Origin of the sequence: Pseudalkalibacillus salsuginis, from assembly GCF_021646685.1 — a bacterium.
Taxonomy (GTDB): Bacteria; Bacillota; Bacilli; order Bacillales; family Fictibacillaceae; genus Pseudalkalibacillus; species Pseudalkalibacillus salsuginis.
Window position 1 is genome coordinate 16,223 of sequence record NZ_JAKJHW010000003.1, and the last position, 19,100, is coordinate 35,322.

The following is a 19,100-nucleotide window of genomic DNA, read 5'->3' on the forward strand; positions in this document are numbered from 1 at the left end:
ATGATGAGTGATTTGGAAAAAAAGTTGATCGAATGGCGTCGTGATTTTCACCGTCATCCGGAAACAGGTTTTATGGAAATGCGTACAGCTTCCATTGTGGCGTCCATTCTTGACAAGCTGGGATTTCAGCTCGAAATGGGAAAACAAGTCATGTCCCCTGAGTATTGTATGGGTAAGCCAGATCACGAAGAGACGAAAGCACATTACCAATGGGCACTCGAAAATGGGGCGAATAAAGATTATATTGAACACTTTTCAGAAGGCTATACAGGAATCGTCGCTACAATGGATACAAAAAAAGAAGGCCCGACGATCGCCTTCCGAATCGATATGGATGCACTGGATATCCATGAATCGGAAGCAAACAGCCACTTCCCGAAAAAGGAAGGGTTCAGGTCGACGGTTCCAAACAAAATGCATGCCTGTGCACACGATGGACATACAACAATCGGTCTTGGTCTTGCAACGTTGATTTCCGAAAACAAATCGAGCTTAAAGGGTAAAATCAAATTGATTTTTCAGCCTGCCGAGGAGGGCACTCGCGGTGCACGGTCAATGGTCGAAGCTAAAGTTGTCGATGATGTTGATTACTTTATTGCGACTCATCTTGGGACAGGCGTACCTGATGGCCATTTTGTTGCATCGAATAACGGCTTCCTTGCAACCTCGAAGCTTGATGTCACGTTCAAAGGGGTGGCCTCTCATGCGGGCGGAAAGCCTGAAGAGGGAAGAAATGCCCTACTGGCGGCTGCCTCAGCAGCATTGAACATTTATGCCGTTCCCCGCCATTCAGAAGGCTCGACACGAATCAATGTTGGTGAATTGCATGCTGGTTCCGGACGTAATATCATTGCTGACAAGGCTTCTCTCAAGGTTGAGACACGGGGGGAAAACACCGAAATCAACCAATTCGTGAAAAACCAGGTGGAAGCAATTATCGCGGGATCTGCTCAAATGTATCAGGTAGATTACGAGATCAAGACTGTAGGTGAAGGAGTAAGCACCCAGGGTTCTAAAGAATTGGCAGAGGTATTGTGTGCATGTGCAGAAGAGTCCCCTGCTATTGAGGCAAGCATGGTCGAAGATAATACACCGGCCGGTTCTGAGGATGCAACCTTTTTTATGGAACGGGTTAAACAGAATGGCGGGCAAGCAACCTACTGTATCTTCGGAACGGAACTTTCTGCGGGTCATCATAATGAGAAGTTTGATATTAACGAAGATACATTGCTGTCTGCAGTCAACCTGCTGTTTGATTCAATCAAAAAACTAGGTTGAATTCAGGGTGAAAGAGAGTCTCTATCTGGTAGAGGTTCTTGGGGCACGATCAGCCACTTGAAGTAGATGTTTTCTTCGAGTGGCTTTTCGATCTACCTTCTATTTTTCTTCTCATATGAGTCATTTGTTCGGAAACATCTGCTGCAGCTATTTTAGTGACTTAATCAAAGATGAGGTGCTCTGCAGATTGATGCATGAGGTGGGCCAGTAATACTGACAAAGCAATCATGGAGGTATCTTCTATCGATGGACGAGACCCACTATGCATTTCCTCTACGCTCAGTACGTAACCTTGATGAGGGAACGTCGTAAAGATGGCTAATAAAATTCTAGAAAAGATAGGGAAAGCAAATCATAAGAAAATCACTGCCAAAGAACAAAGACAGCTTAGGAACATAGGAACCTATTGCTGTAATTCGAGCTATTAATTTAAGCTTAAACATTCACCCTAAATGAAATTATTTACCTCCTATTTTCACACTTACTATTATGACTTGGTGCTAATTTTTGATTAAAAATACCCAATTAACCTAAATACCAAGATGTTTTCCTACTTAAATATTATTGTCAGTTAGTTTAAATGAATTTCTTCACAATTTCACAATATATTGCATCATATATAGCTATTATCATCTTGAAGGCACTTTCAATCAACGATTCGACATAATGGAAGCCAAATTCCAAGTCATTTTCCGTATTTTAAGAAAATTTATGCTAAACTAGTAGAAACAACTCAACTTCTGGGGTGGAGTGCACAATGGGCAGATTGATCATCGGCGTTTTCATAGTCATTTTTGTAACCGCTTTCTCCAGCTTCGTCTACTTTTCTATCAAATCCTTCAATATCGAGTCGACCCAGGCTCAAGAACCGTATACGAAACCGAACTATCATCTCGTATTGGTGCCAGAGGAAATCAACAATGATTATTGGAAACTGGTCGAAAAGGGTGCTCGTTCAGCAGCGGAAAAACTAGGTGTTACGCTTGAATATGCCGGGCCGAAGCAAGCCAATCTGGAAGAGCATATGAGGACCATCGAAATGGCTGCAGCCGCAAAGGTCGATGGAATCATGACACAGGGATTGAGTGAAGAGCAATTCACTCCCTTGATCAATAGCACCATTCAAAAAGGCATTCCAGTCATCACTGTCGATACGGACGCACCGAAAAGTGAGCGGCTGGCTTATATAGGAACAGATAATTATTATGCGGGTCTGCTAGCTGGTAAAGCCCTGTTGGCTGATACGGAAGGCGAAGTGAACGTCGCCATCATAACCGGTAGATTTGACGCAACCCACCAAAAGCTGCGGGTCGAAGGTTTTAAAGATGCGATAAAAGAACAAGATCGTGTAAAAGTGACTGCGATTGAAGATTCCCATATCACACGGATCCAGGCTGCTGAAAAAACGTATAAGATCCTACAGGAATACCCTGATGTGACAGCCTTTTACGGGACGAGTGCACTCGATGCGATCGGGATTTCACAAGTTCTCGAGCAAATGGGGAAGACGGACAATGTCTATGTGATCGGATTCGATATTCTACCAGAGACGATCAAGCTGCTCCAGTCCGGAAAGATCGAGGCGACCGTCATCCAACAACCTTATGAAATGGGATATCGATCTGTGGAAACGATGGTTCAGATTCTGGAGGGGAAAACGATCGATGAAATCAACCATACCGAAACGAAAGTGATCCATCGAGAGGATCTGCCATTACAGGAAAATGAAATACTCGAGGTTCTTCAGAAATGATCCGGATCAGAACGAAGATCATGATATTTGTCACCGTTCTCGTCCTTTTAGTGAATGGAGTGACGTTCTACCTTTACCACAGCAGCCAACGGACGATCGATCAGTACCATGACAGCTTCGAGAGGTTCATCATCCTGAATCAGATTTCGAAACAGACGACCGAAGTCCATGAATCGATCAATGCGTATGTCATCGAAAAATCCCCTCGTTATTTGGATGACTATCATAGTCTGCGAGATCAATTGATGAACGAAAAAGAGAAACTGATTGGTAAGGTTGAAAATAAAGACAATTATCCGACTGTTACGAATTACTACAACATGATTGAGAGTTTTTTGGAAGAGTGTGAACGTACGATCGAGGCGTTTCAAGCTGAAGATTTGAATCAGTATTCATTTCATTTGAATGAAGCTGCGAAGGTATCACGTTTTATCCAGGATACGACCTTAAGCCTTCTTAACAGTGAATTGACAAGCTACCGTGCCTTTTACCACGCGATGGAACAGAAAAACCTCTATCTGCAGGCGATGGGGATCTCCTTGTTCGTCACAACGATCTGCCTGAGCTTGTTGACCGCCCTCTGGTTTTCGAGAGGGATAACAAGACCGATCAGCCTACTTTCGTCATCTGCCAGGAAAATTTCGAAAGGGGATTTTTCCGGGGATGATGTAGAGGTACGGACGGGTGATGAAATGAAACTCCTGGCAGGAACATTCAACCAGATGAGAAGGAATATCCGGGAGTTGATCATGGAAATCAAGGATCAGTCAGAACTCGATCGCTTGCTGAAGGAAATGGAATTGAAGAGTCTGCAGAGCCAGATCAATCCTCACTTCCTTTTCAACACATTGAACACGATTTCTAGGATGGCCTATCTTGAAGGCTCGGAAAAGACAAGCGATCTGATCAGCTCAGTTTCCGCGTTGCTCCGATACAATCTAGGCAATCTGGATAAACCGACAACCTTACGCGATGAAGTCCGGATCGTGAAAGAATACTTTTTCATCCAGCAGACACGGTTCGGGGATCGGGTCATATTCAAAACGGACATCGATGATACCTGTCTGGATATTGAAATCCCTATTTTAACCCTTCAACCCATTGTTGAAAATGCCTTCATCCACGGGATTGAGTCATGCGAAAGTGATGCCGAAATCAGGCTGGGCGTCTATTCGGAAAATGGACGGGTGATCATCGAGATCCAGGATAATGGTGTCGGGATGGAGGAGCATGTGAAAGAGCGATTGCTCAAAAAAGGGGGTAAAGGGGAAGAAGGAAATCCAGAACTTCAATCACAGGGACACTCAACAGGGATCGGGATGAAAAATGTAGTCAAACGGTTAGAGCTGTTTTACAAGAATCAGAGTGATATCGAGATCGAATCGGCGGTCAATCAAGGGACGATAGTCAGGATTGCAATACCATGTACTGTGGAAAAAAGGGGAGGTCAGTATGTTGCGTATTATGGTAGTGGATGACGAGCGGATTGAAAGAGAAGCATTGAAAATGATGATCAGCCGAGAGATGGAAGGGGTTGAGATCGTTGCTGAGGCAAGGAACGGACGGCAGGCGATCGAAAGGGCCAAAGCACAGCACCCTGATCTTATTTTAATGGATATAAAAATGCCTGGAATCGATGGCGTAGAGGCAGTGAAGCAAATCAAAAGGGATCTGCCGGATATCCGGTTCATCATGGTTTCTGCGTTCGATACGTTTGAGTACGCCAAAAAAGTGATGCAGCAGGGTGTCAAAGAGTATTTGCTGAAACCGAGCAAGAAGGAGGAAGTCATCGAAGCCATCCGACGCGTACAAATGGAGGTTGAACAACAACGCAAGGAGCTGGAAGATAAGCAGCAGCTCGAGCGTAAGTTCAATAAAGCCCTGGATTTCATGCAGTCTGAATGGGCGGTTTCCTTACTCGTCGACCATGTTCAGGAATTGGACTTGAACGAATGGGGGGAGCTTCTGGACATCAACTTCAAATGCGGCTATGCCCTCGTGGTTAAGGTGAATGTGCGGGAAGTTGATCGCAGGGCATGGTTGGAATGGCTGAAGGATCATGTCAATCTCCATTCCCCTGATTCGACCCTTTTAAGCCCGAATCATGAAGAGAAACTTCCTCTCTTTTTTCTGACGGATCAAATCGATGGAGAGGATAAGAACGAATTCAAAGCATACATTCTGCCGTTCATACGGAATTTGATTCACCAGTGTGAACAGAGTTTTCACTTCAAGCCGCATGTCGGGATCGGTTTCCCGTACCGGTCTGTCCACCAGCTCAGCAGATCCTACTATGAAGCCTTGCATGCATTAGAGAGCATCCGATCAGATCAAATTGTCACCTACACGTTCTCGTCGGATGAAAGTATTGTGGAGAATGAGACTGCAGTCACTTTCCAGAAAGAAAAGGAACTGCTGGAAACCATCAAGAACGGGGACGTGAGAAGTGCCCTTCAAAAGTTTGAATTCTATCTGGATGAATTGTCCAGCGACACTTCGATGGATTTGAACCGTTCACTGTCTTCTTTGAATGAGTTTTTCATCATTGCTACTCGTATGATCAACGACTTAGGCATTCCTGTGGACCGTTTTATACCCTACAACCAGATTTCATCCTATCAAGAGCTTGGGGAGGAAAGTACTCGGATATTAAGGAAGATCGTAGAAAAAGTGCAAACATGGCGGATGGTCCAGGCGAAAGGAAAACTGGAATGCGCGAAGGAGTACATCGAAGAGCACTTCAGTGATCCATTGACGCTTGAAATGGTTGCAAGTCATGTTGAATTAAGCCCTTACTATCTAAGTAAACTTTTTAAAGAGAAGAAGGGGATCACGTTCATTGATTTTCTGACTCATGTACGGATCGAAAAGGCGAAGGCGTATATGCTGGATACTGAAATCAGTATAAAAGAAGTTTGCTTCAAAGTCGGATATAAAGACCCCAACTATTTCAGCAGGGTGTTTAAAAAGAATGTCGGCCAAAGCCCGAAACAATACCGTGCCGTATTACATCCGTTCTGAGGAGTATCACTGAAAAGCCTCAATGGACACCCGAGATCTTAATTCCATAAAAACCATTAAAAAGCCTTCCTAAACTCGAATAGCGGAACAGATGTCCTCTAGTATTAATAGCCTGGTAAACAAGGGAGCACCTGTAATTATAAGCACCGTTATTTTACTTTTATCGACAACTGTATTTGGCTTTTTTATAAATATCGGAAATGAACGTACAAGTGAACAGGCGGAGAGTGCATACCAAATAGGCAACATTGTCGAGAATGATCCTAGCGTTACGAAAGCATCGAATACGAAAATCGAAGACTTAATAAAAGATGCGAGTTATATCAAACAAATAAATGTTTATCTGGACGGTGAAACAAAAACGCCTGTCTATAACTTTGAAAGAGGTTCGAATGGGAGATCCTCTATATTTTTCAGTGATTATTCTTATGGTAGTGGGAATAGCTTTTGTAGAGGTACATTTTCTCGATTATCGGGATGTTGCATTCGTATCATTATTATTAAGTGTAACGTGTTTTACCATTCTTTTTTCCATATGGGCTGTCGTAAACACATGTCATAGAAGAAAAGCAACAGTGAATACTTGAGTTTTAGTTATTCCGTTAAAGGGTGGTAAAAGCCGAAGATCGAATGAAAAGTCTTTAGCTTTTTATTGCTCAAGATTTAGACAGGATAACGATTGAACCATTTGTATTAATAGACAACAATAAAGGTATACGAACCGCTGATACTATAGGTAGTATCAGTATTATGAATCGAAAATTAAAAGAAGCAAATTCAATCTAGTTGTGATGATTCAACCACCACATCCTATTGAAGATTCTATCAGCTATGAATCTCAAGTCGAAGCAATTGAAGAATTTGCTAATGATAGTGAAATTTTATTTTTAAACCACTGGGAAAATTGGCCTGATGGCGAAGAAGTTGGTCAATACTTAAATGATGATCAATCTGGACCTAATAAACAAGGTAATCAGGTTTGGGCAGAATATATACTGAATTATTTCACAGGAAAGTGAAGAAAATGACAAACGGGAAAATTCAATTGGCAGGGGAAAATAATTAAATAGTATTTGGTTGGATTGCTTTGCATTAGTATTTATAGGTATATTGAACCAATTTAACAAAGTTGACAAAATTCAGAATCTTAAATAATAATTGTATACAGGTAAATTACAGGTAATCGTTTAATCGAGAGCAGCCATATGTATGTTAAGACTTACCACATCTCAAAAATCTATCAGTGAGGAAAAATATGGGTTATTTTAAAAGTTGGGAGGGTAATGGAATGAAGGACTTGGGAATTATGGCAAATGTAACAGAAACAAGAACAGCTGCAGTTTGCAAAAATAATGCTGGTCGAGAAAAACTGGTAATCGCAGCAAAAGGCTTTTTGGCCGTTGTAGATCCTGAGAACGATAGCAGTAGTCAGGTTAGGTTCCCTTCAGGTATTAATGAATATCCATACATATGTTTTGCGGATTCTAACGGGTATTTTTATACCGGTTCAGGGAACGCTTTCATTGTCTTTGATCCCTTTGAAAATGTAATCATCGATATTCAACTCCCTTTACCACAAGAAGAAGCGGTGGTTTTTGCATTGGCTGAGGGAAGAAACGGTGAGATTTTTACATGTACATATCCTAGTCTTTTTTTACTCGAATACAGACCGAATACACAATCATTCCATAATCATGGTAAATTAGATGAAACAGAGAAATATGCTGGGACAATTGCAGTAGACGACCTAGGTTGGGTTTATATTGGAATTGGTACAGAAAATAACGACATTAAAGCATACCATCCTCCTAGTAAAAAGAAAAAGTCATTGCTACAGGAAAGAGGCCGAGGTACTGGGTATGTACATTTAGGTAAGGATGGAAATGTTTATGCCCAGATCATTTCTGGGAATTTGCGAAAACCATCCCCCCATGAACAATGGTTTCAATTAAAAGGAGGACAATTATACTCAATAGATAAAAAAGTGGTTGTACCTTCGCATTATTCAGGGGAAGGTTTTCAAGTGTGTCATCAGGCGTTATCTAACTTTGAAATTTCCTCACTAGACTTAACTACGAAAGAAGTTCTTCTTTGTTGTAAAAAGACAAACCTGAAGAAAAATATACCTATTGACTATGACTCTGAAGGCGCCCAACTTTCAATTTTAACTCAGGGACCAAACGGATTACTATATGGCACATCAATGCATCCTCTTCACTTTTATCAATATGATCCTAGTAAAGATGAGAAAGAAAATTTTGGTTCAGTGGCTATTCAAGAGGGGGGAGGTGGTAATATAGGCGCCTTTGCTACTCAAAATAGGACGATGATAGGTGCAGCTTATGCTGGTGGAAAGGTGCATAAATTCGATTTCACAGAACCCTTCGAATTTTACTCTGATAAAAAAAGAAACCCCCAACTAGTGTGTTCCCATGAATCGATTCACCGTCCACGTACTGCAATTTCCCATCCAGATCAGGAACATATTGTGATTGGTGGTTATCCTGGCTATGGTATGGTAGGGGGTGGGCTGGGGATTTTTAACACAAGAATGAATAAGATGACACTGATAAGTCATGAACGTACGCTACCGTACCATAGTACGATTTCGCTTGCTGTAAAGAAGAATGGTGATCTTATTGGAGGTACAAGTATTCTAACACCAGGTGGTGGGACACGGAGGGCAATTGAAGCAAAACTTTATGTTATGGATTGGAGCTCTAGGCAGGTTTTAAAGGAAGAAGTACCAGTGAAGGGTGCAGAAGCAATTGTTGATATAACAGTTGATCAATATAATCGTATTCATGGTATCACGTCGGATGGTATCTATTTCGTTAACGATTCTAATATTGAAAACGCATTGGTAACTGAAGATCTATCCAACCTAGGATTGCCAGTTCGAAAATCCTTTATAGATAATGAGAATACACTGTATTGTCTATTAACTCATGCTATTATAAGAATAAATAAGCTAAGCGGCGATATTCGAGTTATTCACCCTACCGAACATACGATTACAAGTGGTGGAGTACTTGTCAACATGAAGCTTTATTTTACAGTTGGTAGTCATTTATTTAGTTTTCAATTAAATAAGGGGGGAGCGGAAGAAAGTGAGTTATAAATTAGATGATTTATTGCATCAAGGAGTTCCCTCTCTTTCTAGTGAAATCAATACATTAGAACAATGGTCAGCAAAACGAAAGAAAATACAATCTGTATGGCTTCACTACATTGGCGGCCTCTCAAAACCGATAGAAACATCATATACAATCAATAGATCAGAAGAGACAAGAACATACAAACGTCAACATATTACTTACAAAACGGCTTTTGGTGACAAGGTAACGGCGAATTTACTTATTCCCAAAAGAATTGAAGATGAGAAATTTCCAGCGATGCTAGCTCTACATTCGACTGATTCTAAAGGTAAAGATGATGTTTCTCATCCAAAAGGTAGAAAGAATCGAAATTATGGAATCGAACTTTGTGAACGGGGATATGTCGTTCTAGCGCCTGATGCAATTACCGCTGGTGAGCGTGTCTATAAGGGCGCCGAACCATTTCAAACAAAAGAGTTCTATGAGCAGCATTCGAATTGGAGCGCTGTAGGAAAAATGTTGACTGACCATATACAGGGTTTAGACCTGTTGCAATGCCTTGACTTTGTTGATGAAGATAAGCTTGGGGCTATCGGACACTCCCTTGGAGGTTATAATGCCTTTTTTCTTGGTGGATTAGATGAACGTGTTAAAGTAGTCGTATCAAGTTGCGGTTTAAGTGTTCTTTCAGGTGATCCTGAAGTACACAGGTGGGGTCATCGTTCATGGTTCAGCCATATACCAATGTTAAGCGAAGTTATTAAAAAGGGCTATGTACCATTTGAGTTCCATGAGATAGCCGCACTTGTTTTCCCAAAACCATTTTTCAACTGGTCGTGTATGAATGATCATATTTTTCCGCACTGGGAACCTATCATGAAAGGTCTAAAAGAAATGAATGATTTATACCAAAAGTTTGATGAAGACCAAAAATTCATGCCTTTAGTTGGGAATGCAGGTCATGATTTCCCAGAAGGAATAAGGGAATTAGCATATTCATTTATCGACCGTTGGTTAAAGGCCTAATATAAAGTTAGAGGAGCTGTACATGGTGTTAAAGAGAGAGAATACATTCGAAAAAAAATATAACATATTTTTGACAGAATTAAAAAATGAAATCATAAGTGGGAGAATCAAGTGCGGAGAGTTTATTCTTCCTGAAAATCAATTAAGCAGACAATATGAATTAAGCCGGGTATCAATCAGGAAAGCACTTGCGAATCTTGTGGAAGAAGGCTTGATTGAGAAAATACCTGGGAAAGGAAACAGGGTAGTGTTCAGTGAAAAAATCTCTCGGCAAACCATTAAGCTCGCATGGTTTTCGACCTCTTATGAACTGGATATCATACAGAGGATCATTACTGAGTATGAAGAACATAACCCGTATGTTAAAGTAGATTTTCAAATTCTTCCTGAAGTAGAATATGTCGATCAGCTTACTCGACAAATGGAACAAGGTAAGGGGCCAGACTTATTTATGGTTTCCGATTCACAGTTTCGCGAACTGATGGAAGCTGGAAAAATGAATCTAATTGAACCTTATTTGTCGTCTAATTTAGACGAAGATAGGGACAGTTATCGACAAGTATTTGGAATGTTTTCTTATCATGGAAAAATGGTAGCAACACCTCTTTTATTTTCTCCCGTTGTCATTTGTTATAATGAAAAAATTTTTGAAGAAACGGGTTTGAACGTAGATTCGATTAATAATTGGGATGAACTATTGGAAGTTGCTAAAAAATGTACGAAAGACCTTGATGGTGATGGTCTTGTTGAGCAATACGGTTTTTCTTTTTCATCCTCTTACCATAGATGGCCCGTTTTTTTATTACAAAACCATGGACGATTAATGACAGCTAATCGAAATCGTTTTACTTTTGCAGATAAGGCAAATGTTGAAGCATTACAATATTGCATTGATTTAATGTATAGGTACAACGTTTCTCCAATCTTTACCCATGGAAGTAATCAGCTTGCTGAAGATATTTTTCAGAAAGAGCGTGCTGCTATGATTTTGACAACTTATTACTATTTAAACGAATTTAGAGGAAAGAACATACGCTGGGATGTTCTCCCGGTTCCCAAGAAAGAATTGCCATCAACTTTGTTGCTAGGTGGAGGGCTCGCTATTAATAAAAATTCTAAAGTTAAAGCGGTCGCTCAGGATATGATCGATTTTATGGTTAGTAAAAAGGCTCAAACCATTTTAAAGAAATTTGGTTGTACAATTCCTGTATTACGTTCAGTGGCAGAAGACAATTCTCTTCTTGATGACAAAGTTCACCCCAAAAATTATAATGCATTTATTGAAGTACTCCCATATGCACATACCATCAATGAACTAAACCTTACTTCATCAGAAGTTAAACTTTTGCAAAGTGAATTAAACCTCCTATGGGCCAATATGGAAAGCCCGAAAGAAGCTTGTTTAAGGATCGAAAAGATGATGAATCAACAGTTAGCCGAATCATAAGACTCGGCTTTTATTTTTGGTTATACGACTTAAGACCCACCACCGCCCCTTTTTACAGCCTAAAGCCTTATTTATGGTTGTAATTTTCTGAATATTATTGACAAACTACATAAAATGACATTAATTTAGTCTTGTATACAAGTAAAATACAAGTATATTTAGGAGGTAGATGATGAGACGGAAAATACCGCGTAGTTTGTTAGGGATCGTTATTCTGTTATTATGTTTCTTAAGTTTTGGTGGTACTTTTGCTAAGGAAAGTCCTGAAAAAGATGAATTAGACTGGATTAAAATTGTCCCTCAATCATTAAATTTAAAGGTTTCTGATACAAAGCAGGTGCAAGTGATCGGGAAGAACAAAAATGACAACGCTTTTAAAGTTAAAGATTTTTTATTAGATTCTGATAATAAAAATGTTTTACGAGTTGAGGGGAAAAATGTTGTAGGAATTTCAGAAGGAAACACCACTCTTAAAGCTACATATTTGGGAAAAACAGATGAGATTGATGTAACTGTGAGAAATGTTCCTCAAAATAAATCAGATTATCAAGTAAAATTTCTCTTTCCCGACAGTGTTGGAACAGGAGAGCAGACACCGGTTCCAATTACCATAAGCACAATAGAGGAGAAGAAGCACGGTTATAATAATGTTCATTATTCATTTGAAAAAATAGCTGGACCTGGTGATGTACTCGTAAATTTAGAACAGAATGAAGAACTTAACACCTATAAAAATTCGTTTCAAACTGATTCATTTAATCTACCTTCCAACTATGAAGAAACATTAAAAACAACCATGAAATTTACCGTTACCGGTTCCTATGCAATTTCCTTTAAAATACTTTCGGATGAAGGGAAGCTGATTGCAGAAGGATATGAAGTTATTGATATTAAACCGGCTTTTAAGGACTTAGGTACTCAAATTGAAAAACTTACGATCATGAAAGGTGCTTTTGGAAAAGATGAAAATGGCAGGGAAGTAGCTTATACGGTCATTGCCGGAGATCCTGCAAAGCTGGCTATTGTTGATCTTGAAACAGAAGAGGTAATAAAAACGCTGTCTCTTCCTGAAGCGGAAGTGGCATGGGCAATTACTGTAGCCAGCGATGGAACAGTATATGCTGGATCAACTCCAAATGGAAGTCTTTATAAGTATGTCCCAGGCTCTGGAGAGGTTGTTAATCTAGGAAAGCCTGTACCAGGGCAAACGGTTATCTGGGATCTAACCCCTGGTAAAGATGGAAAGGTTTATGGAGGAACATATTATGATGGTCATACCTTTGAATATGATCCTCAAGAAGGATTCACTGATTTTGGTGTGATGCAACAAGGCGAAGAATATGTACGAAGCGTTGCGTATGATGAAGAGGAACATGTTCTTTATGCGGGCGTAGGCGCACACGCACACTTAATCAAATATGATATCAATACTGGAACAAAGGAAAACATTCTGCCTGAAAAATATAAAGATTACATTTCTGTCTATGATTTAAACTTAGAAGGTGGAAAACTATTTGTAAAACTCGAGCCGAATTTTCAAATGTTCGTAATGGATAAAGAAACAGGTGAAATAGACTATGAAATGAATGTTCATTCTCGAGGTGTGTCCCCTCTATCACCTGATGGGACAAAAATTTATTATACCTATGCAGGAATACTCTATGAGTACAATCTCATCCAAAAAGAGGCGACAGAGGTAAAAATAGGTGGTAAAACAGTGAACCTCGGTGGGGCTGTTATCGGTTTTGCTTATCCAGAACTTTCTGGAGATGCATTTAACGGAACAAACCTTGTTGGATTTGTAGGCAATTATAATGGCGATTTTTTCAAATACAACCTTAATACGAGTGCTTTGAAAAAGTCAGTACTGGACCTGCCTCCTCAACCAACAGACATTTATAATATCGGTGCCGGACCGGACGGTAAGATTTACAGCTCCGGATTCATCGGAGGGGGGGTTGGGATTTATAATCCAACGACAGATCAAACCGTACAAGAAACGGGTCTTGGTCAGATGGAAGGCATGGCATCCATAGGTAATAAAATTTACTTTGGTGTTTATCCAGGAGCCAGATTATATGAGTATGATACAACCAGACCATGGGATAGAAGGAGAAACCTGAATCACTTGTTCTCATTACATGATGAGTTTGAGCAAAATCGTACCGTTGCCATTGAAGCGGTCGAAGAAAGGAATGAGCTTTACATTGCATCTACCCCGGACTATGGAAAGCTAGGAGGAGCACTTTCGATATATAACACCACAACAGGAGAGATTGACGTATATCGTCATATTGTGCAAAACCAAAGTGTGATTTCTTTAGCAGAAAAAGAAAATAAAATATGGGCTGGAACAAGTGTATATGGTGGAACAGGGCAGGAACCAGTAGAAACAGAAGCGAAATTATTTTCCTGGGATATCGAGTCTAGTGAAAAAGAATATGAATCTGTTCCGGTACCTGGGAAAACATCAATTGGAGCTCTAATTAAGGGTCCAGAGGGTCACTTATGGGGGCTTGCACAGGATACATTGTTTATATTTGATCCAAACAAAGGAGAAACAGTATATTCATCAGTTGAATTTCCGGGAGCACACATTAAGCGTGTAGGTGCATCCCTAGTTCTTGGACAAGATGGAAATATATACGGAACGGTAGACCAAAAGTTCTTCCGAATTAATGCTGAAACGAAGGAAGTCACTATTCTAAAAGAAAATGCCAAACGTCTCGCAAAAGATAATTATGGCAATATCTATTTTATTGAAGGAGGCGTATTATCGAACGGTAATAACATTTGGCGGTATACCTTTGAGGATCATGTCGTAAAAGTGACAGGGGTTACAATGTCTGAAAGTGATGTGACATTAACAGTTGATGAAACTTATAAGCTGGAAGCCAGTGTTAAGCCTTCTTTTGCAACGGTGCAAGGTATCAACTGGAGTTCGAGTAACAGTGGGGTTGCTGAAGTAAGTAGCGATGGAACGGTAACTGCTATTTCCACCGGTAAAGCCACGATTACTGCTGAAAGCGTTGATGGAGAGAAAACGGTAACAGCGACAATCACGGTAACAGATTAAGGAAAGCCAGGCGCTGGCCTGGCTTTTCAATTCATGTTATTGCTTAAGAAGTATCGTTATACTGACTTAAAATACAAATTAAATACAGGTAAGGTGGGGGAGAAATGATTAAAAACAATAAAAAACAGGATGTGGAGCTGACCGATATTAATACATTAGAAGTTGGTGAGGAAACTAGGTTTTCTATTTACCCTTCACCGGAAATGGTAAATGCTATAGTCGAAGATGAGGATATATTAAAGTGGGAAGGCAATAAACTCATAGCAATAACTCAAGGGGAGACAAAGGTTCGCATCGAAGTCCATTTAAAGGAACAGAAAATTCAATTCGTAAAGAATATTAAAGTCTTGCCTCCTGTTAAAGCTATTTTTTCATTAAAAGAAACCTCTCATCCTAGACTGTTATTTAATAAGCATGAATTAGAAAAGATGAAGCGATATTTAAATAATGAAGACTTCTGGTTGAAGGACAACTGGACTAAGTTAGAAAACATAGCTGACAATTTTTCAAATGAAGAATCGTTTGTCATTAAATATGCCACAACTCCGTATGAACTTGAAATTCCTCTTCCGATCACACAACTTGCTTACATGGGTGACCCTCCTGGATTTGACGATTATCCATATTGGACGATGTATTCGAGAGCCATTGAAAAACGAATTAAAATCCTTTCTATTGCTTACCTTATGACCCAAAAGTCGAAATATGCGAATATAGTGAAAGAGTATCTTTTAGCCTTATCAACATTTACGAGATGGTATGAATTCCCATATCGCAATGCGGAAGGTAACTTGAGCAACGCCCATTTCACACTTGGCGCTGCCGTTGGATTCGATAGTATATACAATACGCTCTCTTCAAGTGAACGGCTCATAATCAGTGAGGCTATCAGGGATAAGGGATTAAAACCTCTGGCAATTGATATCGGAAATTTTGATCCACATAATATAATTGCCTCTAAGCAAGTGGCCATGCTGGTTGGTAGTCTGACAATTGCCGATAAAGTACCTTTCTTAAATAAATATATCAATTCGTCGTATGAGTATTTGAAAACTTATCTGGATAAACGACTGACTACTACAGAAACGGAAGGATTATTATATACGAACGTAGCTGCCAGGCATATTATACTCGCAGCTGATGTTTTAAACAGGGTAACTGGGGAGGGTTCTTTGATTCACCATGAGTATTTTAAAGAGCAGCTTCCAGAACAATTTATTTATTTTATGGGTACTGGTGAAAAGAATTCATTTGCAAACTTATCAGATTCCTTTTATAAGTTGGATCTGATGTATTTAATGGCTGTTTTTGCAAGTACGAATAATTATCCGGTTGGATATTGGTATTTACAGAAATATGAAAATGAAAATCCCGAATTAATTATCCATTTGAAAAATCAAGGAACAGCTGTTTCACCTGACGAATTTTATAAAAAGAATAAGTCAAAAGTATTTAGCAAAATCGGATGGGCGAGCCTTAGAAGCGGCTGGGGAAAAGACGACCATTTTCTTGGGTTTACCTCCTCGGCTTCAAACAGGGGACACAACCATTTTGACCAAAATAATTTCGTTCTAAATGTAGGCGGTGACTGGTTGCTGATCAATCCGGGCTACCAGGACTATGTTCCGGGTCCCGGAAATGACTTTACAACTGGTACGGTAGGGCATAACTGTATGTTAATTGGAGAAATGGGCCAAACGAAAAGAGGGGGAGGAAAGATATCTGCTCAGTTCATATCAGCAACTTATAGCTATGTAGAAGGAGATGCGACAAAAAGCTACGATGTATATTTAGATCTATGGAAACGTAAGGTGCTGTTTATTGATCAAGCATTTTACCTGATTATTGATAGAGTAGTAGGTGCAGAAGAACATCCACTAAACTTTCTATTCCATACTCAATCAAAACTCTTTCAAAACGGTAAGGAAATAAAAGTCGGTACTGATGTATCGAATGATATATTAACTTTTAAAGGCGAAACAGGACAAGTTGATTTCAAGAGCTTTTCGCCACAAGAAACAATTATTACATTAGAGGAATATGCTGGAGCAGAAAAATACGGACCTTATGTGAATATAAATTTTCCTCAGTATCAACCAAAGCGAAATCTAGTTACTTTACTTCTACCGTATCGAAAAGAACAGCTCCCCAAAATCGATGTTTATTCAGTTGTGTTCAATAAAGGTTTCGTAAAGCTTGACTATTTATATGAAGATGAAGTAGGTATTCTATATGACGCTTTAGATGATGAATATTATATGGACAGAACCCAAAAGACCAATGATTTAGAATTCAAAGCTAAACAGTTTCATATAAGATTCGATAAGGAGACCGAAGAATTGCAGAGCTTTGCAGTTATTTCCGGTTCAGAAGTGATATGGAAACAAAGAACTTTGGTAGCGTCAAATCATCCTATAAGCATGACTATTGTTCACGAAAAAACCAAAATGACATGTAAATTAACCCTTAATGAAGAGACGAAGTTATCTATTTTTTATCCAGATAAGCCTTTAGTCACAATAAATGGAGATTTATACGAAACTAGGTACAATTTTACCGATTCTTGCCTAAATTTGTCCCTTAAAAAGGGAAATTACGAGCTTGAAATCGAAAGGGAATTTTAAAACACGCTAGGAGGAAACGAGAATGGCGGGCATTATGGGTAAAGTGAACGTTCTGCTTGAATGGATGATTAAGCTTACATATATAAATATTCTTTGGGGGATATTCACCATAGTAGGGGTAGGGATCTTTGGTATAGTACCTGCAACGGTTAGTCTTTTTGCAGTTATGAGGCAATGGCTGAAAGGGAATGAGCCGAAGACTTTTGAGGTATTTAAAACATATTACATCAAGGAATTTTTCAAGTCTAATAAACTTGGATTTTGTTTAACTGTTCTTGGTTTTATACTTTACTTTGATTTGAGCTTTTTCCGTTCCATGAATCATATCATATTTCTGATCCTGACCTATTTTACTTTTCTATTAATAGTTTTGTATCTTTCATTACTCCTGATCATTTTTCCACTTTATGTTCATCAGAATTTAAAAATTTCACAGTATCTAAAAAATGGTTTTTATATAGTAATGTCTAATCCAATGGTGCCAGTATTAATTTTTGCAGGTGTCCTTGGAATTAACGCTTTGATTTTCTTTGTTCCAGGTTTGATCCCTTTTTTTGCAATTAGTGCTCCAGCTCTTTTTATCATGTGGTTTGCAAATAAGTTATTCATTAAACTCCACCAATAACCCCAAAAAAGTAGAATAGATTCAACTAAAAATTAAAAAGGTTTTAAATAATTAGAAAATTATGTTGAAATAAGCATTTATTTGATTTACTCTATATATACAGGTTATATACAGGTATCAAATACATATTTATTAAAAGAGCAAGGGGGAGGTTGAAGTCAGTGGAAAATCAAACTACGATCACCAATTCCACTAAGAAAGATACAGAAATAACAATAGCAAAACCTATTAGTAAGCCAATGAAAATTGGGAAAAAGATATGGAAACAGCGTTTCTTATTCCTTCTTTTATTGCCTGGCCTTGTCTATTTTATAGTTTACAAGTATATTCCTATGTTTGGACTTGTTATTGCATTTAAAGACTATAACCCATTTCAGGGCATATGGGAAAGCGAGTGGGTAGGGCTTAAGCATTTTAAAAATATATTTGCTACACCGGATGTTTTACAGGTTATTTGGAACACGTTGAATATTTCATTTTTGCAAATATTGTTTGCATTTCCAGTTCCTATCATTCTGGCACTTATGCTCAATGAACTGAGGGGAAATTTTTATAAGCGTATCATCCAGTCAATTATTTATTTGCCGCATTTTCTATCATGGGTAATTGTTGTGGGGATAACAGTAGTTTTCTTAAGAAGCGAAGGGTTAATTAATGCTTTTCTACATTCAACATTTGGGTGGGAAGCAATTCCTTTTTTAACTGACCCAGCTTATTTTAAGCCATTAATTATTCTTCAAGTTATTTGGAAGGAGTCGGGGTGGGGAACGATTATTTTTTTGGCAGCACTCTCCGGTATAAACCCCCAGCTATATGAAGCGGCTATCATAGATGGTGCAAACAGATGGCGGCAAATCTGGCACATCACATTACCAGCTTTAAAAAGTACAATCGTTATCCTGGTTATATTAAGACTCGGAAATGTACTCGATACAGGATTCGAACAAATCTTTCTGATGTTAAATCCATTCAATATGGAAATTGGAAATGTACTTGATACGTTTGTGTTCTTTAAAGGTATTCAGCAGGCGGATTATAGCTTTGCAACCGCTGTTGGCCTATTTAAAGGTGCTGTAGGTCTTATACTTGTTGTTTTGGCAAACAGACTAGCAAGACGCTTTGGAAATGAGGGGCTATATTAACTCCAAACGT

The 19,100-nt window shown here is 39.1% G+C and carries 12 protein-coding genes; all 12 read left to right on the forward strand.

The features are described 5' to 3' along the window. The first annotated feature begins 3 nt into the window (after nt 1-3). The 12 genes from L1611_RS09595 to L1611_RS09650 all read left to right on the forward strand — a co-directional run bounded on the left by L1611_RS09595 (nt 4) and on the right by L1611_RS09650 (nt 19,090). Complete coding sequence (locus L1611_RS09595; protein WP_236312880.1) at nt 4-1,278, forward strand: M20 family metallo-hydrolase; 1,275 nt, start codon at nt 4-6, stop codon at nt 1,276-1,278. 757 nt (nt 1,279-2,035) lie between these two features. Beyond that, nucleotides 2,036-3,031 (forward strand): sugar-binding protein, encoded by a 996-nt coding sequence (locus L1611_RS09600; RefSeq protein ID WP_236312881.1) that lies wholly within the window; start codon nt 2,036-2,038, stop codon nt 3,029-3,031. Beyond that, entirely contained in the window at nt 3,028-4,509 is a 1,482-nt protein-coding gene (locus L1611_RS09605) for a sensor histidine kinase (RefSeq protein WP_236312882.1), read from the forward strand. Before L1611_RS09600 ends, L1611_RS09605 begins: the two co-directional genes overlap by 4 nt. After that, nucleotides 4,484-6,052, forward strand: a complete 1,569-nt coding sequence (locus tag L1611_RS09610; protein ID WP_236312883.1) for a response regulator transcription factor — start codon at nt 4,484-4,486, stop codon at nt 6,050-6,052. The genes L1611_RS09605 and L1611_RS09610 overlap by 26 nt, the downstream gene beginning before the upstream one ends. A gap of 788 nt (nt 6,053-6,840) precedes the next feature. After that, nucleotides 6,841-7,071, forward strand: a complete 231-nt coding sequence (locus L1611_RS09615) for an SGNH/GDSL hydrolase family protein (RefSeq protein WP_236312884.1) — start codon at nt 6,841-6,843, stop codon at nt 7,069-7,071. A 236-nt stretch (nt 7,072-7,307) separates the two neighbouring features. Then, the gene (locus L1611_RS09620) at nt 7,308-9,173 is read left to right on the forward strand and encodes a hypothetical protein (RefSeq protein ID WP_236312885.1); all 1,866 of its coding nucleotides are present in this window, start codon (nt 7,308-7,310) and stop codon (nt 9,171-9,173) included. Next, on the forward strand, nt 9,163-10,176 hold the full coding sequence (locus L1611_RS09625) for a dienelactone hydrolase family protein (RefSeq protein WP_236312886.1): 1,014 nt from the start codon (nt 9,163-9,165) through the stop codon (nt 10,174-10,176). Before L1611_RS09620 ends, L1611_RS09625 begins: the two co-directional genes overlap by 11 nt. A gap of 70 nt (nt 10,177-10,246) precedes the next feature. Then, nucleotides 10,247-11,623: an extracellular solute-binding protein gene (locus L1611_RS09630; RefSeq protein ID WP_236312887.1), complete on the forward strand. Its 1,377-nt coding sequence runs from the start codon at nt 10,247-10,249 to the stop codon at nt 11,621-11,623. Between the two features lie 172 nt (nt 11,624-11,795). Next, nucleotides 11,796-14,699 (forward strand): Ig-like domain-containing protein, encoded by a 2,904-nt coding sequence (locus L1611_RS09635; protein ID WP_236312888.1) that lies wholly within the window; start codon nt 11,796-11,798, stop codon nt 14,697-14,699. A gap of 104 nt (nt 14,700-14,803) precedes the next feature. Beyond that, the gene (locus tag L1611_RS09640) at nt 14,804-17,323 is read left to right on the forward strand and encodes a heparinase II/III domain-containing protein (protein WP_236312889.1); all 2,520 of its coding nucleotides are present in this window, start codon (nt 14,804-14,806) and stop codon (nt 17,321-17,323) included. Nucleotides 17,324-17,345: 22 nt separating this feature from the next. Then, complete coding sequence (locus tag L1611_RS09645) at nt 17,346-17,948, forward strand: YesL family protein (RefSeq protein ID WP_236312890.1); 603 nt, start codon at nt 17,346-17,348, stop codon at nt 17,946-17,948. A gap of 239 nt (nt 17,949-18,187) precedes the next feature. Further along, nucleotides 18,188-19,090, forward strand: a complete 903-nt coding sequence (locus L1611_RS09650) for an ABC transporter permease (protein WP_236313276.1) — start codon at nt 18,188-18,190, stop codon at nt 19,088-19,090. The last annotated feature ends 10 nt before the right edge of the window (nt 19,091-19,100 follow it).

What these genes read in the sequence shown, in the direction of transcription:
- L1611_RS09605 (WP_236312882.1), top strand. Translation starts at nt 3,028, where the DNA reads ATGATCCGGATCAGAACGAAGATCATGATATTTGTCACCGTTCTCGTC.
- L1611_RS09650 (WP_236313276.1), top strand. Translation starts at nt 18,188, where the DNA reads ATGAAAATTGGGAAAAAGATATGGAAACAGCGTTTCTTATTCCTTCTT.
- L1611_RS09620 (WP_236312885.1), top strand. Translation starts at nt 7,308, where the DNA reads ATGGGTTATTTTAAAAGTTGGGAGGGTAATGGAATGAAGGACTTGGGA.
- L1611_RS09595 (WP_236312880.1), top strand. Translation starts at nt 4, where the DNA reads ATGAGTGATTTGGAAAAAAAGTTGATCGAATGGCGTCGTGATTTTCAC.
- L1611_RS09600 (WP_236312881.1), top strand. Translation starts at nt 2,036, where the DNA reads ATGGGCAGATTGATCATCGGCGTTTTCATAGTCATTTTTGTAACCGCT.
- L1611_RS09645 (WP_236312890.1), top strand. Translation starts at nt 17,346, where the DNA reads ATGGCGGGCATTATGGGTAAAGTGAACGTTCTGCTTGAATGGATGATT.
- L1611_RS09640 (WP_236312889.1), top strand. Translation starts at nt 14,804, where the DNA reads ATGATTAAAAACAATAAAAAACAGGATGTGGAGCTGACCGATATTAAT.
- L1611_RS09610 (WP_236312883.1), top strand. Translation starts at nt 4,484, where the DNA reads ATGTTGCGTATTATGGTAGTGGATGACGAGCGGATTGAAAGAGAAGCA.
- L1611_RS09635 (WP_236312888.1), top strand. Translation starts at nt 11,796, where the DNA reads ATGAGACGGAAAATACCGCGTAGTTTGTTAGGGATCGTTATTCTGTTA.